Genomic DNA, 15,301 nt, shown 5'->3' with positions numbered 1-15,301 from the left:
TCGTATTTCGTGATCACATGGTTCAACCGTCGCCGGAACGATCCGGCTCACCGGTCGGGCGCTGGTGCAGGGCGAGGGTCAGCAGGAGGCGGGCGTCCGGGTCGTCGAGGGCCGGGCCGAACAGGCCGCGTAGCTGCCGCATCCGGTAGCGGACGGTCTGCGGGTGGGTGTGCAGGTCCTCGGCGACGGCGACCACCTGCCCCTGCCGGCGCAGCCAGCCGTGCAGGGTCTCGGCCAGGGCCCGGCGGGTGGTGGGCCGCAGCCCGGCCAGCGGGGCCAGCACCGTGCCGGCGAGGTGCCCGGCCAGGCCCGGCTCCCACGCGGTGAGCAGGGTGAGCAGGTGGTCGTCGCAGGACACCACCGGGTCCGGGCCGAGCGCACCCTGCTGGTGCAGGGTCAGCGCCCGGCGGGACAGCCGGTACGACAGCCGCGCCTGCTGCCGCTGCACCGTCGGCCCGAGCGCGGCCCGTCGTCCGACCAGCGCCTGCCGGGCGCGGTCGAACCGTCCCGGCGTACCGGGATCGGGCAGTACCACCCGGATGGCGTCGCCGACGACGGCGGCCAGCGCGCCCGCGCCGATACCCCGGGCCACGTGTTCGGCGTCGGTGCCCTCGACGCTGAACACGGCAACGGTCGCCGGCAACGGCCAGCGGGCCGCGTCGGCGGCGGCGTGCAGCACCGCCCCGGTCGGCGGGTCGGGCTGCACGAGGAGGGTGACCAGTCGGCGTCGGGTGGTGGCCCAGTCCTGGGCGGTGTCCCGCTGCTCGGCGAGGAACCCCTCGGCGGCGGCCCCGGCCAGCGCGTCGACGTAGCCGAACAACGCCCCGGCGATCACGTACAGGTCGGCCGGGGCCGGGCCGGCCGGCGTGGCGGCGGGCCCGCCGGGCCCGGCCGGCGCGGTGGCGTGTTCCACCAGGAAGGCCCAGATGTCGCGGGCCCCGAGGGTGAGCACGGTCCGCAGCGCGTCCACCCGGTGCCCCTCGCGGTACTCGGTGCGCCCCAGGGCGTGGAACACCTCCCGGGTTCCGGTCAGATCCCGGGCGGGGTCGGCGACCGCGTCGACGAAGGTGTCGACGGCGGTCTGCACGCCCAGGGCGAGGCCCTGCCCCTGCCCACCGGTCAGCGACCGGCCCTGGGCGGCCATCGCGGCCCGGACGGTGGCGAGGATCCGCCCGTGCAGCGGTCCGCGCAGCCCGCGCAGGTGGTCGCCGACCGACGGCGCGAGACCGGCGAGACCGGGCTCGATGTCGAGCAGGGCGTCGGACACGATCGGCCATCCTTTGTCATCCGGGTGACAATTCCGCTGGTGAATACTGCGCCCCGGCACGGATCATTTTGGCACCGCGCTACGTAGGGTCGGCGCATGGAGACGGATGTCATCGTGATCGGCGCCGGCCTGGCCGGTCTGGTCGCCGCCGCCGAGGCCGCCGACGCGGGCCGTCGGGTGCTGTTGCTGGACCAGGAGTCGGAGCACAACCTCGGCGGGCAGGCGTTCTGGTCGTTCGGCGGGCTGTTCTTCGTCGACTCGCCCGAGCAGCGGCGGATGGGCATCCGCGACTCGGTCGAGCTGGCCTGGCAGGACTGGACCGGCAGCGCCGCCTTCGACCGGCCCGAGGACCACTGGCCGCGCCAGTGGGCGCAGGCGTACGTGCACTTCGCCGCCGGGGAGAAGCGGGCCTGGCTGCGGTCGATGGGTCACCGGGTCTTCCCGGTGGTGAGCTGGGCCGAGCGGGGCGGGGGAGCGGCCCACGGGCACGGCAACTCGGTGCCCCGGTTCCACGTCACCTGGGGCACCGGCCCCGGTGTGGTCGAGCCGTTCGCCGGGCGGGTCCGGCAGGCCGTCGCGCAGGGCCGGGTGACGCTGCTGTTCCGGCACCGGGTCGACGAACTCGTCACCACCGCGGGAGCCGTCACCGGGGTACGCGGCGCGCTCCTCGCCCCCGACGACGCGCCCCGGGGTTGCAGCAGCTCCCGGGAGGTCGTCGGCGACTTCCAGCACGACGCCCAGGCCGTGATCATCACCTCGGGCGGCATCGGCGGCAACCACGACCTCGTCCGGCGGGCCTGGCCGGCCCGGCTCGGCACCCCGCCCACCCGGATGGTCACCGGCGTCCCCGCCCACGTCGACGGCCGGATGCTCGCCATCACCGAGACCGCCGGCGGACAGGTGATCAACCCGGACCGGATGTGGCACTACACCGAGGGGCTGCGCAACTGGGACCCGATCTGGCCCCAGCACGGCATCCGCATCCTGCCCGGCCCGTCCTCGCTCTGGCTCGACGCCACCGGGGCCCGGCTGCCGGCACCACTGTTCCCCGGCTTCGACACCCTGGCCACCCTGCGGCACCTGCGCGCCACCGGCCACGACTACAGCTGGTTCCTGCTCACCCAGAAGATCATCGAGAAGGAGTTCGCGCTGTCGGGCTCCGAGCAGAACCCCGACCTCACCAACCGCAGCGTCCGGCAGGTGCTGCAACGCGTCCGGCCGGGGGCGCCCGGCCCGGTCGAGGCGTTCAAGCGGCACGGGGCCGACTTCGTCGTCGCCGACACCCTGCCCGAGCTGGTGGCCGGGATGAACAAGCTGGCCGCCGAGACCGACGGCCCGCAGCTCGACACCGCCGCGCTGACCGCGCTGGTCGAGGCGCGGGACCGGGAGATCGCCCACCCGTTCGGCAAGGACGCCCAGCTCGCCGCGATCAGGGGGGCCCGCCGCTACCGGGGTGACCGGCTGATCCGGGTCGCCACCCCGCACCGGCTGCTCGACCCGGCGGCCGGCCCGCTGATCGCGGTGCAACTGCACGTGCTGACCCGCAAGAGCCTCGGCGGCCTGCACACCGACCTGTCCGCCCGGGTGCTGCGTCCCGACGGCGAACCGCTGGCCGGGGTGTACGCCGCCGGCGAGGTCGCCGGCTTCGGCGGCGGGGGCATGCACGGCTACAGCGCCCTGGAGGGCACCTTCCTCGGCGGCTGCCTGTTCTCCGGCCGTACCGCCGGTCGCGCGGCGGCGGCGGCCGTCGGCTGACCGACCCGGGCGGGTCCTCGCTAGGCTCGGCTGCCGTGGACGACGACGCGCTGACCGCGATGGTGACCGTGGCGGCGGGACAGGTGAGCCTGTCCGACAGGCGTACCGAGCGGCGCTGGTCGGTCGGGGTGGCGGCGTACCGGCTCGGCGTCGTACCGGTCACCCAGGGGTGGTACGCCCGGGTGACCGGGGAGCGGCCGAGCACCACCCGGGGCGACCGGCTGCCCGTCGAGGGGGTGTCCTGGGTCGACGCGGTGCGCTTCTGCGACGCCCTGTCCCGGCAGGAGGGGCTCACCCCGGCGTACCGGCTGCACGACGACGGTGAGGGTGCCGACTGGGACCCGCGCGCCGACGGCTACCGGCTCCCGACCGAGGCCGAGTGGGAGTACGCCTGCCGGGCCGGCACCACCGGTCCGCGCTACGGCCCGCTCGACGAGATCGCCTGGTACCGGGGCAACTCCGGCGAACGACCGCACCCGGTGGCCGAGCGCACCGCCAACCCGTGGGGCCTGTACGACCTGCTCGGCAACGTCTGGGAGTGGTGCTGGGACGTCTACGACGCCGAGGTGTACGGCGGCTACCGGGTGCTGCGCGGGGGCGGCTGGTTCGACGAGCACTGGAGCTGCCGCGCCTCGGTACGCCGCCGCAGCCACCCGACGTTGCGCATCGACGACGTCGGTTTCCGGCTGGCCCGTTCCCTGCCGCGCTGACCCCGTGACCGGTGCCCGGACGGTCCGTGACGCCTGCGCAGACCGGAACCCACCCGGTCAGGCCAGCCGGCGGGTGCTGTGCCGCACGATCAGCGGGGTGGCCAGCTCGATCCGGTGGCTGTCCAGGCCCTCCCCGGCCACCAGGGAGAGCAGCATCCGGGTCGCCATGCCGGCCATCTCGGCCAGCGGCTGACGCACGGTGGTCAGCGGCGGGGCCGCCCAGCGGGCCGAGTCGAGGTCGTCGAAGCCGACGATGCTGATGTCGTCGGGGACCCGGGCGCCGCGCTCGTAGAGCGCCTCGTAGGCGCCCAACGCCATCTCGTCGGCGCAGGCGAACACGGCGGTGGGGGGCTGGGCGAGGTCCAGCAGGGCGTTCATCTCCCGGTAGCCCGACGGGGAGGTGAAGTCGCCGTGCCGGACGTACCCGGCGGGGATCTTGCGGTTGGCCGCGTTCATCGCGGCCCGGTACCCGTCGACCCGGGCGCGGCTGCACGGCACCGTCGGCGGGCCGCCGATCACCGCGATCCGGTGGTGACCCAGGTCGAGCAGGTGTTCGGCGGCGGCCACCCCACCGGACCAGTTCGTCGCCCCCACCGACGGGATGCCCGCGCCGGGCTGGCCGGCCGGGTCGATGATGACCACCGGGATGCCCAGTTCTTCGAGCTGGCCCTGCTGACTGGGGGACAGGTCGGAGAGCACGAGCAGCACCCCGTCGCAGCGGCGCTTGGAGAGCTGTTCGATCCACCGCCGGTCGGGGCGGCTGCGGCTGCGGCCGTGCACGGCGGAGACGACCACCCCGACGCCCGCCCGGTAGGCCAGATCCTCGACACCGTCGAGGATCTGCATCGCCCAGGGACTGCCGAGATCCCGGAAGACCAGGTCGATGAGGCCGGCGGCACCGGGCATCGCGGGCGCCCGGCGGGCGGTGTACGACCGCCGGTCGAGCAGGTCCTGGATCCGGCGTCGGGTCGCCGGGGCGACGTCGGGTCGACCGTTGAGCACCTTCGAGACGGTGGGCACGGACACCCCCGCGGCGGTCGCGATCTCCGACAGCGTCGCCCGGTCCTCCGCCATGCCCATCTCCTCCACAGTCGTGCGCCCGTCGGCAGCATAGCCCGAAAGTTTCGGAGGTCGGGTGACGCCCTGGTCGTTGCGGCGATGCGGCCCCCCGACACCGGCCGGTCGGGGAGCACCGGCCCTGGTGCCGGCCCGGGTGACCGTGGGCCGTCGGCAACCGAAACTTTCCCGAAACCGACTTGTCTGGTGCGGTGGGTCGGGCCGGGAAACGACGAGCCCGTGCGCCCCGCCCGATTTCTGCTGCGGCGGCGCATACGGCATGCTGTGCCGCAGTGGCAGGAGACTCTGCCGGTGACCGGCGACGAGCCGCGGACACGCGGTCGTCCCTGCGCGAGACGTGCGGGAGGGCGGGGCGGCGATGGCCGAGGCTGAGGCGGGGCGTTCCGTGTTCACCGGCGCCAGCGAGATGGCGGCCCGGATGCGCGCCTTCGACTGGCCCGCCACCTCCCTGGGCGCGGTCGCCGACTGGCCGGCGAGCCTGCGCACCGCCACCCGGATCTGCCTGACCTCCCGGTTCCCCATGATCGTCTGGTGGGGCCCGGAGCTGCGCTTCCTCTACAACGACGCCTACGGCCCGCTGCTCGGCAGCAAACACCCGGCCCTCGGCAAGCCCGGCGACCAGGTGTGGGGCGAGATCTGGCACATCATCGGGCCGATGCTGCGCGGCGTGGTGGAGACCGGCGAGGCGACCTGGTCGGAGGACCTGCTGCTGCCGATGAACCGGCACGGCTACTGGGAGGAGACCTACTGGACGTACTCCTACAGCCCGCTGCACGACGACGACGGTGTGGTGCGCGGCGTGTTCACCGCGGTCAGCGACACCACCGAACGGGTGATCGGCCAGCGGCGGCTCGCCGCGTTGCAGGATCTCGGGGCCCAGGCCGGCACCGCCCGTACCGTCGGTGAGGCGTGCGAGCTGGTCGCCGCGTCGCTCGGCCGGGCCGGGGCCGACGTGCCGTACGCGGCGGTGTACCTGCGTGCCCGCGACGGCGGGCTGCGGCTGACGGCCAGCACCCGCGCCGGTGAGGTCGACCGCGCGGGCGGGGCCACCGCCGCGGTGTGGCCGGTGGCGCAGGTGCTCGCCGACGGTCGACCGGCGCACGTCACCGACCTGCTCGACCGGGCCGGCGAACTGCCGGCCGGCGGCTGGCAGACCGCGCCGACCGAGGCGGTGGTGCTGCCGCTGCACGGCGAGACCGGCGCCGAGGACATCGGTGTCATCGTGCTGGCCGCCAGCGCCGGCCGGGCGCTCGACGACGGCTACCGCACCTTCTTCGACCTGGTGGCCCAGCAGAGCGCCGCCCTGATCAACGGCGCGGTCGCCTACGAGGTGCAGCAGCAGCGGGCCGAGGAACTCGTCGAGCTGGACCGGGCCAAGACGGCGTTCTTCTCCAACATCAGCCACGAGTTCCGTACCCCCCTGACGCTGATCAGCGGCCCGTTGCAGGAGCTGCGGGCCCGGCTGGGCGACGGGGACGCGCAGGTCCGCGACGAGCTGGACGTCATGCACCGCAACGCGTTACGGCTGGGCAAGCTGGTCACCGCGCTGCTCGACTTCTCCCGCATCGAGGCCGGTCGGATGCAGGCGAGCTACGAGCCCGTCGACCTGTCCCGGTTCACCGCCGAGCTGGCCAGCGTGTTCCGGGCGGCGGTCGAACGCGCCGGCCTCACCCTCGACGTGGACTGCCCGCCGCTGTCGGGGCCGGTGCACGTCGACCGGACGATGTGGGAGAAGGTGGTGCTCAACCTGCTCAGCAACGCCCTCAAGTTCACCTTCCAGGGCGGCATCCGGGTCACGGTCGCCGACCACGACGGCACCCCGACGGTGCAGGTCGCCGACACCGGCATCGGCGTGCCGGCCGACGAGATCCCCCGGCTGTTCGAGCGCTTCCACCGGGTGCCGCAGGCCCGGTCCCGGTCCCACGAGGGCAGCGGCATCGGCCTGGCCCTGGTCCGGGAGCTGGTCGGCCTGCACGGCGGCACGATCACCGTGGACAGCACCCCGGACGTCGGCACCACCTTCACCGTACGGCTGCCGTACGGCGTCGCCCACCTGCCCGCCGAGCACGTCGTCACCGGCGTCGGCGCGCCCGTGCCGTCGGACAGCGCCGAACCGTTCGTCGAGGAGGCGCTGCGCTGGCTGCCGGCCGCCGACACCGACGACCCGCCGGTGCCGCAGCCGGCACCGGCCGGCCTGCCCGGCGCGGCCCGGCCCCGGGTACTGATCGCCGACGACAACGCCGACATGCGCGAGTACCTGCACCGGCTGCTGCGGTCCCGCTACGACGTCACCGCCGTCGGCGACGGGATCGCCGCGCTGGCCCGGGCCCGGACCGCACCGCCCGACCTGATCGTCAGCGACGTGATGATGCCCGGCCTGGACGGCCTCGAACTGGTCGCCGCGCTGCGCGCCGAACCCCGCACCATGGGGGTGCCGGTGCTGCTGCTGTCGGCCCGCGCCGGCCAGGAGGCCGCCGTCGAGGGACTGGAGGCGGGCGCCGACGACTACCTGGTCAAACCCTTCTCCGCCGAGGAACTGCTGGCCCGGGTCCGGGCCAACGTCGACCTGGCCCGGTTGCGCAACCACCACGCCAACTGGCGGGCCGCGATGATCAACTCGTTGCAGGAGGGGTTCTTCGTCCTCGACGCCGACGGCGCGCTGGTGGAGATGAACACCGCCTTCGCCGAACTGTTCGGGTACGGCCCCGAGGGCCTGCCCTACCGCCCCCGCTACCCGTGGTGGCCCGACGACGTCGCCGACGCCTCGGCGAACCGGCTGGTGGCCGACGCGTTCGCCCAGGCGATGACCGTCTCCCACGGATCGTTCGTGGTGCCGCTGCGGCACCGCGACGGGCACCGCCTCTGGACGGCGGTCGCCTTCAACGCGGTCACCGACGACCACGGACGGCGGATGGTCGTCGGCACCATCCGCGACGTCACCGCCGAACGGTACGCGGTGCAGCGGGAGACCGCCCTCAGCACGCTCAACCAGCGGCTGTCCCGGGCGGCCAGCACCAGCGAGGCGTTGCGCGCCGGCATCGAGGAGCTGAGCCAGCTCTGGCAGGCCCACCGGGCGGTCGCCGTCCGCTGGGCGCCCGACGGCACGCCGACGGTGACCGCCGCCCCCGGCACCGACTGGGAGCAACTGTCCGGCCCGGTCCGCGAGACGGTCACCACGCTGCGGGCGCAGCCACCCCTGCGGATCACCATCGACCCGGCCACCGGGTCCCGGCCCGCCGGTGTCGGCACCACTGTCGACTCGCCGCAGGGGCCGCTGGTGATCTGGCTCGAACTCGACCCGGCGCGCGGTTTCGGCACCGAGGACCAGATGCTCCTGCTGCTGCTGTGCGGCGCGCTCGGGCAGGCGTTGCACCGGGCCCACGCCACCGACCAGCAACGTGAGGTGGCGGTCGCCCTGCAACGCTCCATCCTCGGTCCCGCCGAGCTCCCCGCCGGGTTCGCCGTCCGCTACGAGCCGGCGACCCGCCCCCTCGAGGTCGGCGGCGACTGGTACGACGCGGTGACCCTGCCCGACGGCCGGATCGGCATCGTCGTCGGCGACTGCGTCGGCCGGGGTCTGCCGGCCGCCGCCGTGATGGGGCAACTGCGCAGCGCCTGCCGGGCCCTGCTGCTGGAGGCGTCCGGCCCGGCGCAGGTGCTCACCGCCCTGGACCGGTTTGCCCGGATGCTGCCCGGCGCGGCCTGCACCACCGTGTTCTGCGGCATCCTCGATCCGGAGACCGGGAAGCTGACCTACAGCAGCGCCGGGCATCCACCGGCGATCCTCACCCACCCCGACGGCCACACCGAACTGCTGGCCGACGGCCGGGGCAGCCCGCTGGGCATCCCGTCGCGCGGTGGCCGCCCCGACGCGACGAGCATCGTGCCGGCCCGGGCCGTGCTGCTGCTCTACACCGACGGTCTGGTGGAACGCCGCCGCCAGTCGCTCGACACGGGGATCGCGCAGGCCGCCTCCGCCGTCCGGGAGGACCACACCGCCGGGGTGGAGCAGCTCGCCGACCGGGTGATGCGGCGGATGACCCCGCAGGGCGGGTACGACGACATCGCCCTGCTGCTCTACCGCCATCCGGCACCACTGGAGCTGTCGTTCCCCGCCGACCGCTCGCAGATGGCCCCGGTGCGTTCCACCCTGCGCCAGTGGTTGCGCCGCACCGGCGCCGACCCGCACCTGGCCCAGGACGTGCTGGTGGCCACCGGTGAGGCCTGCGCCAACGCGGTCGAGCACGGCCACCGCGACGCCCGTCCCGGGCTGATCCGTCTGCTCGCGGTGGCCGCCGGCACCGACCTGTTCGTCACGGTGGTCGACTCCGGACGGTGGAAGGTGCCCGAGATAGACCACGACCGGGGACGCGGCATCAACCTGATGCGCGCGTTGATGTCGCACGTGGACATCCGGACCACCGACGCCGGCACCACCGTCGAGCTGCACACGAGGATCCCCGCATGAACACGCCCCTGGGCCTGGCCACCGGCCGGCAGGCCGACGGCGCGCCGGTGCTGACCGTCACCGGCGAGATCGACATGAGCAACGCCGACGAGTTCCGGGCGGCGATAGCCGACGCCGTCGTCGACGGGCACCGGCTGACCGTCGACCTGACCGCCGTGGAGTACCTGGACAGCGCCGCTCTGGCCGCGTTGTTCGCCCACGTCGACGGCGTGTCGGTGGTGGCGAACCCGTTGCTGGCCAGCGTCCTGACCATCTCCGGTCTGAGTCGACTCACCACGGTCACGATCCTCGACTGACCCGATCGGCCGGCACGGGCCGTGAGTCGACGGGGGTGCCCCGGCGAACGGCCTGGCGGTCAGCTCGCCGTCACGCAGAACTCGTTGCCGTCCGGATCGGCCAGCACGACGTCGCCGGCCGCGCCGACCTCGAGCCGGGTGGCCCCGAGGGCGACCAGTCGGTCGACCTCCGCCTGCTGGTCAACCTCGGGCGCGAGGTCCAGGCGTTGCCGGTTGCGGCCCTGCTTCGGGGCCACGGGCGGACCGCCCCAGGCGACCTTCGTGCCGCCGTGCGGTGACTGGACGGCGGTCTCCTGGTCCTGGTCCCAGACCAGCGGCCAGCCCAACGCCTCGCTCCAGAAGAGGCCGACCTCCCGGGTGCCGTCGCAGGCGATCTCGCCGAGCGGACCGCACCCGGCGAGGAAACCGTTGCCCGCCTCGATGACGCAGAACTCGTTGCCCTCGGGGTCGGCCAGCACGATGTGCCCCTCCTCGGGACGCTGCCCGACGTCGAGGTGGGTGCCGCCGAGGTCCAGCGCGGCCGCCACCTGCCGCCGCTGGTCGTCGGGGCTGGTGCTGGTCAGGTGCAGGTGCATCCGGTTCGGCCCGCGCTTCTCAGCAGGGCTCGGGACGAACCGGAGGCTGAGCTGGGTCGTCGTGCCGGGCAGGAGCGCACCACCGGTGGTGTCCTCGACGACCTCCCGGTGGAGCAGGCCGGCCCAGAATCGCGCGGGTCGGTCCGGATCTCGGGCATCGAGGGTCAACGTCAGGGGTCCCGAGAGCATCACCGCACAGTAGACGCCGACCGGTGGGGCGACAAGGTGATTACGCCGGGCCGGCGGGGCGCATCGGCGATGGTGGCACCGGGGTCGGGCGGTGGTCGCCGCCCGGACCCGTGAGCCGAGGTTCACCGCGCTGCTCCGGCACGTCCCGGGGTGCCGGAAACCGTGCCCGGGTTGATCAGCGGCGGTGTCAGTGGCCGTGCCAGGACCGCCACAGCGACGCGTAGACGCCGTCGGCGGCGACCAGGTCGTCGTGTCGGCCGATCTCGGTGATCCGGCCGTCCTCCAGCACCGCCACCCGGTCGGCGTCGTGCGCGGTGTTGAGCCGGTGCGCGATGGCGATCACCGTCCGGCCGGCCAGCACCGCACCGAGCGCCCGCTCGGTGCGCCGCGCGGTCGTCGGGTCCAGCGCGGCGGTCGCCTCGTCGAGGATCAGGATGTCCGGGTCGGCCAGGACGAGCCGGGCCAGCGCGAGCTGCTGGGCCTCGGCCGGGCCCAGGTCGCGCACTCCGGCCCCGAGCGGGGTGTCGAGGCCGTCCGGCAGGTCGGCGAACCAGTCGGCCCCCACCGCCGCCAGGGCGGCCCGTAACTGCGCGTCGGTGCCGCCGGGCGCGGCGAACGCCAGATTGTCCCGCAGCGTACCGAGGAAGACGTGGTGCTCCTGGGTGACCAGGGCGATCCGGCGGCGGCGTTCGGCCGGGTCGAGGTCGGTGACCGGGACCCCGCCGAGGCTCACCACCCCCCGGGCGGGCACGTCGATGCCGGCGAGCAACCGGGCCAGGGTGGACTTGCCCGCCCCGGACGGGCCGACCACGGCCAGCCGTTCGCCCGCCGCGACCGTCAGGTCGATGCCGTGCAGCACCTGCGGGCCGTCCGCGTACCGGAACGTCGCCCCGCGCACCTGCACCACGCGCCCGGTGGGCAGGGCCGCCCGGCCCCGGGGCTCCGGCGGCACCTGCCCCACCCCGAGCACCCGGGCGTACGAGGCGACGCCGCGCTGCGCCTGCTCCACCCACAGCAACAGCCGGTCCAGCGGGTCGATCGCCTGTTGCAGGTAGAGCGCGGCGGCGACCACCTCACCCAGGCTGACCCGTCCCCGCGACAGCAGGACACCCCCGGCGAGCAGCACGGCGGCGATCGGGAGCGGATAGCTGCCCTCCACCACCGGAAAGAACGCCGACCGCAGGGCGAGGGTGGCCCGTCGGGTGGTCCACACCGCGCCGATGCGGGCGGTGCCGTGGGCGACCCGGTCACGGCCCAGCCGCAACGCCTCGACGGTGCGGGCACCCTCGGCGGTCGTGGTCAGCGCCTCGGTCAGCTCCGCCGTCGCCGCCCCCTCGGCCAGGTAGGCCGGGGTGGCCCGGCGCAGATACCGGTGGACCGCCAACCCGATCGACGGGAACCCGGCGAGCGCGACCAGACCGAGCAGCGGGTCCAGCAGGAACACCGCGCCGAACAGCAGCGTCAACTGGGTCCCCGCGATGACCAGCACCGGCACCACGTCACGCAGCATGGTGCCCACCGTGGACACGTCCACCGAGCTGCGGGTGGCCAGGTCACCGGTGCCGGCGTGCTCGACCACCGAGACGGGCAGGCCGAGCAGGCGGGTCACGAAGTCCTCGCGCAGCCGCGCCACGGCCCGCTCACCGAACCGGTGCCCGGCGTACTGGGCGTAGCGGGCGAGCAGCCCCTGCACCAGCACGCAACCGCCGATGGCCAGCGCCAGCCGGTCCACCGCGCCCGCCCCGGCCCCGGCGGTGACCTGGTCGACGATCCGCCCGATCAGCCACGGCGCGGCCAACCCGGCGAGGGCGGCGGCGCTGTGCAACGCCAGCACCCCGACGACCGCCCACCGGTCACCGGCGAGCACGTCGCGGGCGGCCCGCCGGACCACCGCCGCACTCGCGACCGGGAGCTTCGTCACCGTCCGGCCCGCCCCACCGGCGTGTCGTCGGTGCCGCTGGTCCGCGAGACCAGCCGCCGGTAGTCCGGGTCGGCGGCCAGCAGCGCGGTGTGCGTCCCGGTGCCGGTGATCCGGCCGGCGCGCAGGTGGGCGACCGTGTCGGCGTGCCCGAGCAGCACCGGTGAGGTGCTCAGCAGCACCGTCGTGCGACCCGTCCGGGCCTGCCGCAGGCGCTGCGCGACCCGGGCCTCGGTGTGAGCGTCCACCGCCGACGTCGGATCGACCAGGATCAGCACCTCCGGGTCGGCGAGCAGGGCACGGGCCAGCCGGACCCGCTGCCGCTGGCCGCCGGAGAGGGTACGGGCCCGGTCGCCGACCGGGGCGTCGAGGCCGTCGGGAAGCCCCTCGACGACGTCGCGGGCCGATGCCACGTGCACCGCCGCGTCGATCCGGGCGTCGTCGACGGTGCCGTGTGGACCGGTGAGGATCTGCCGCAGCGTCCCGGCGAAGAGGTACCCGTCGTGGTCGGCGACCAGGATGCGGGAGCGCACCTCGTCGAGGTCGACGGCCGTCAGCGCGACCCCGCCCCAGGTGACCGCGCCGGTGACGTACCGGCCCAGCCGGTCGGCCAGGGCCGCGGCGTCGGCCGGGTCGTCGGCGGCGACGCCGACCAACCCGCCCACCGGGACCGTCAGCCCGCTGTCCGGGTCGTGCAGCGGGGCCGGGCCGGCCGGGGCGGGACGGGTCGTCGGGCCGCCCACCGGGTCCGGGGCGAGCCGGAGCAGGTCGACGATCCGCCGGGCGGCGATCCGGCCCTGGATCAACTGGTAGCTGCCCTCCAGCAGGAACCAGACCGGCACGATGAGCACCGCCACGTAGCCGTAGACGGCCACCAGTTGCCCGACGGTGATCCCGCCCGTCACGGCCGTGCGGGCGGCCAGCCACACCACCACGGCGAGGAACAGCCCGGGGATGACGGCGGTCAGCGCGTCGACCCAGCTGAGCACCGCACCCACCCGGTAGCCCTCGGCCCGCAGCCGTTGCGACCGGGCGGCGTACCGGCGGGCGAACAGGTGCCGGCCACCCACCCCGGCGAGCACCCGCAGGCCGGCGACGATGTCGTCGGCCCGGGTGGTCAGCTCGCCCTGCTGTTGCCGGTAGACCGCCTCGGCCCGCTCCAGCCGGCGCAGCAGCGGGCCGACGACCAGCGCGATCACCGGCACCCCGAGCAGCGTCACCAGCGCCAGCACCGGGTCGATCGACCAGAGCACCACGGCCGCGACCGCGTACGCCAGCACCGCGCCCACGCCGGGGCCGGTCAGGGTGAGCACCTGCGAGGTGCGCACGATGTCGTACCCGCCGACGGTGGCGACGTCACCTGCGGCGAGCCGGCGGGGCAGCACCGCCCCGACCCGGGCGAGCTGACGCAGCAGCACGGCCGCCGAGCGGGCGCTGGCGTCCTCCCGGATGAACGTCATGGTCCGGTGCCGCATGATGCCCGCCCAGGCCAGCGCGGCCCCGGCGACCACGATCGCGGCGACCCAGCCGAGCAACGCGGCGGTGTCGCCGGTCCGCAGCCCGTCGTCGACGGCGCGGGCGACCAGGAACGGCCGCACCGACAGCCCCACCATCCAGACCGTGCCGAACAGCGACCCGCGCAGCACCCGCCACGGCTGGCAGCGGACCAGCCACCAGATGTACCGCAGCGGCCCCGCCGTGTCCGGCGTGCCCGGGTCCGGGTGGGGCAGGCGTGGAGGCACCGACCCAGGCTAGTCACCGGCCGCCGCCCGCACCGGCCCGTACGCGGCCGCGACGCGGTGGCGTACACCTCAGTGCCCGGCGGGGTGGCGGCATTGACGCGGCCTACGACGACCGGCAAGCTCCTGTGCTCGGATCGTCGGCGGCGGGCGTCGTCGGCCACGGCGGGGGAGGGGCGATGACGCGGCGGCCGGGCATCCGCGTGTCGACGCTGCTCACCACGCTGCTCGTTGTCGGCGCGGCGACGGTGGCCGTCCCCGACCCGGCGCGTGCGGCGGCGCCGGCCACGGTGTGCCGGGTCCGCGACGGGCGGCTGACCGAGATCTCCGGCATGGCCGCCACCGACTCCGGGTTCGTGATGGTCAACGACGGCGCCGACGAGGCGTCCCGGCGGCGCATCTTCTTCCTCGACACCCGGTGCGCGGTGGTGCGCACGGTGGCCTACCCGTCGCGGCCCCGCGACACCGAGGACCTGGTGCTCGGCGCGGACGGCACGGTCTGGGTCGCCGACATCGGCGACAACGACCGGACCCGGTCGACGGTGGCGCTGTGGAAGCTCGCGCCCGGGGCCCGCCGGCCGGTGCTGCACCGCCTGACGTACCCCGACGGGGCGCACGACGCGGAGGCGCTGCTGCTCGACGGGGCCGGTCGCCCGGTGGTGGTGACCAAGCAGGGCGGCAGCGCCGGCGTCTACGTGCCGGCCGGGCCGCTGCGGGCCGGCGCGACGGTGCCGTTGACGCTGGCCGGGCAGGTCCGGTTGCCGCTCACCACGACCCCGAACCCGTACTCGTTCTTCGGCCGTCGGCTGGTCACCGGCGGGGCCGTCGCCCCGGACGGCCGCCGGGTCGTGCTGCGCACCTACGCCGACGCCTTCGAGTACGAGGTGACCGACGGCGACGTGGTGGGCGCGCTCACCGGCGGCACGCCCCGGACCGTGGCGCTGCCCGATGAGCCGCAGGGCGAGTCGGTCAGCTACAGCCGCGACGGCCGCTGGCTGCTCACCGTCTCCGAGACCGCCGGTCAGCCGCCCGGCACCCTGCCGACGGTGCTGCGCTACGCCCGCCCGTCGACCCCCACGCCGGCCGCGTCGTCCCCGCCCGCCCCGACGGCGTCCACCGGAGCACCGGCGGCGGCGTCCCCGGGCGCCGCCCCCGCCCCGGGGCCCCGGGCCGGCGTCGGCGCAACCCGGTCGCTGCTGCTGGGGGTCGGGGTGATCGGCGTCGGCCTGCTGCTGGCGGCGCTGGTCGGGGTGGTCAGGTCGCGGCGGACCCGCCGCTGAACCGGGGGGACGGCGTCGGCCGGGTGT

Annotated in this window: 10 protein-coding genes; 5 read left to right on the top strand and 5 right to left on the bottom strand. The window is 75.1% G+C overall.

What is annotated here, in order from left to right:
• Positions 1–22 precede the first annotated feature (22 nt).
• Positions 23–1,267: a PucR family transcriptional regulator gene (locus ACN265_RS14415; RefSeq protein ID WP_421408024.1), complete on the bottom strand. Its 1,245-nt coding sequence runs from the start codon at positions 1,265–1,267 to the stop codon at positions 23–25.
• Positions 1,268–1,363: 96 nt separating this feature from the next.
• Between ACN265_RS14415 and ACN265_RS14410 the strand changes: the two genes are divergently transcribed.
• Both ACN265_RS14410 and ACN265_RS14405 read left to right on the top strand, forming a co-directional pair.
• Entirely contained in the window at positions 1,364–3,022 is a 1,659-nt protein-coding gene (locus ACN265_RS14410; RefSeq protein WP_421408022.1) for an FAD-binding dehydrogenase, read from the top strand.
• Between the two features lie 59 nt (positions 3,023–3,081).
• Positions 3,082–3,732 (top strand): formylglycine-generating enzyme family protein, encoded by a 651-nt coding sequence (locus ACN265_RS14405; RefSeq protein WP_420115687.1) that lies wholly within the window; start codon positions 3,082–3,084, stop codon positions 3,730–3,732.
• Positions 3,733–3,789: 57 nt separating this feature from the next.
• Here the strand turns inward: ACN265_RS14405 and ACN265_RS14400 are convergent, their stop codons facing one another.
• Positions 3,790–4,806: a LacI family DNA-binding transcriptional regulator gene (locus tag ACN265_RS14400; RefSeq protein ID WP_204924271.1), complete on the bottom strand. Its 1,017-nt coding sequence runs from the start codon at positions 4,804–4,806 to the stop codon at positions 3,790–3,792.
• Positions 4,807–5,167: 361 nt separating this feature from the next.
• Here ACN265_RS14400 and ACN265_RS14395 point away from each other — a divergent pair, with 361 nt between their 5' ends.
• Positions 5,168–9,277 (top strand): SpoIIE family protein phosphatase, encoded by a 4,110-nt coding sequence (locus ACN265_RS14395; RefSeq protein ID WP_421408020.1) that lies wholly within the window; start codon positions 5,168–5,170, stop codon positions 9,275–9,277.
• Complete coding sequence (locus ACN265_RS14390) at positions 9,274–9,573, top strand: STAS domain-containing protein (RefSeq protein WP_421408019.1); 300 nt, start codon at positions 9,274–9,276, stop codon at positions 9,571–9,573. The genes ACN265_RS14395 and ACN265_RS14390 overlap by 4 nt, the downstream gene beginning before the upstream one ends.
• A 59-nt stretch (positions 9,574–9,632) precedes the next feature.
• Here ACN265_RS14390 and ACN265_RS14385 read toward each other — a convergent pair whose 3' ends face one another.
• From ACN265_RS14385 to ACN265_RS14375, 3 genes are all read right to left on the bottom strand, one after another.
• Positions 9,633–10,337, bottom strand: coding sequence for a VOC family protein (locus ACN265_RS14385; protein ID WP_421408016.1), 705 nt, complete (start codon positions 10,335–10,337; stop codon positions 9,633–9,635).
• 187 nt (positions 10,338–10,524) lie between these two features.
• Positions 10,525–12,258 (bottom strand): ABC transporter ATP-binding protein, encoded by a 1,734-nt coding sequence (locus ACN265_RS14380; protein ID WP_421408013.1) that lies wholly within the window; start codon positions 12,256–12,258, stop codon positions 10,525–10,527.
• Entirely contained in the window at positions 12,255–13,997 is a 1,743-nt protein-coding gene (locus ACN265_RS14375; protein ID WP_421408012.1) for an ABC transporter ATP-binding protein, read from the bottom strand. Before ACN265_RS14375 ends, ACN265_RS14380 begins: the two co-directional genes overlap by 4 nt.
• 176 nt (positions 13,998–14,173) lie before the next feature.
• Here ACN265_RS14375 and ACN265_RS14370 point away from each other — a divergent pair, with 176 nt between their 5' ends.
• Positions 14,174–15,274 carry a hypothetical protein gene (locus ACN265_RS14370; RefSeq protein ID WP_421408010.1) on the top strand — a complete coding sequence of 367 codons (1,101 nt, stop codon included), beginning with the start codon at positions 14,174–14,176 and terminating at the stop codon, positions 15,272–15,274.
• Positions 15,275–15,301: the final 27 nt, after the last annotated feature.

It is taken from the genome of Micromonospora sp. WMMD730, from assembly GCF_049178955.1.
Taxonomy (GTDB): Bacteria; Actinomycetota; Actinomycetes; order Mycobacteriales; family Micromonosporaceae; genus Micromonospora; species Micromonospora wenchangensis.
The sequence above is the reverse complement of the archived record's forward strand: the minus strand, read 5'-3'. Positions and strand labels throughout refer to the sequence as shown.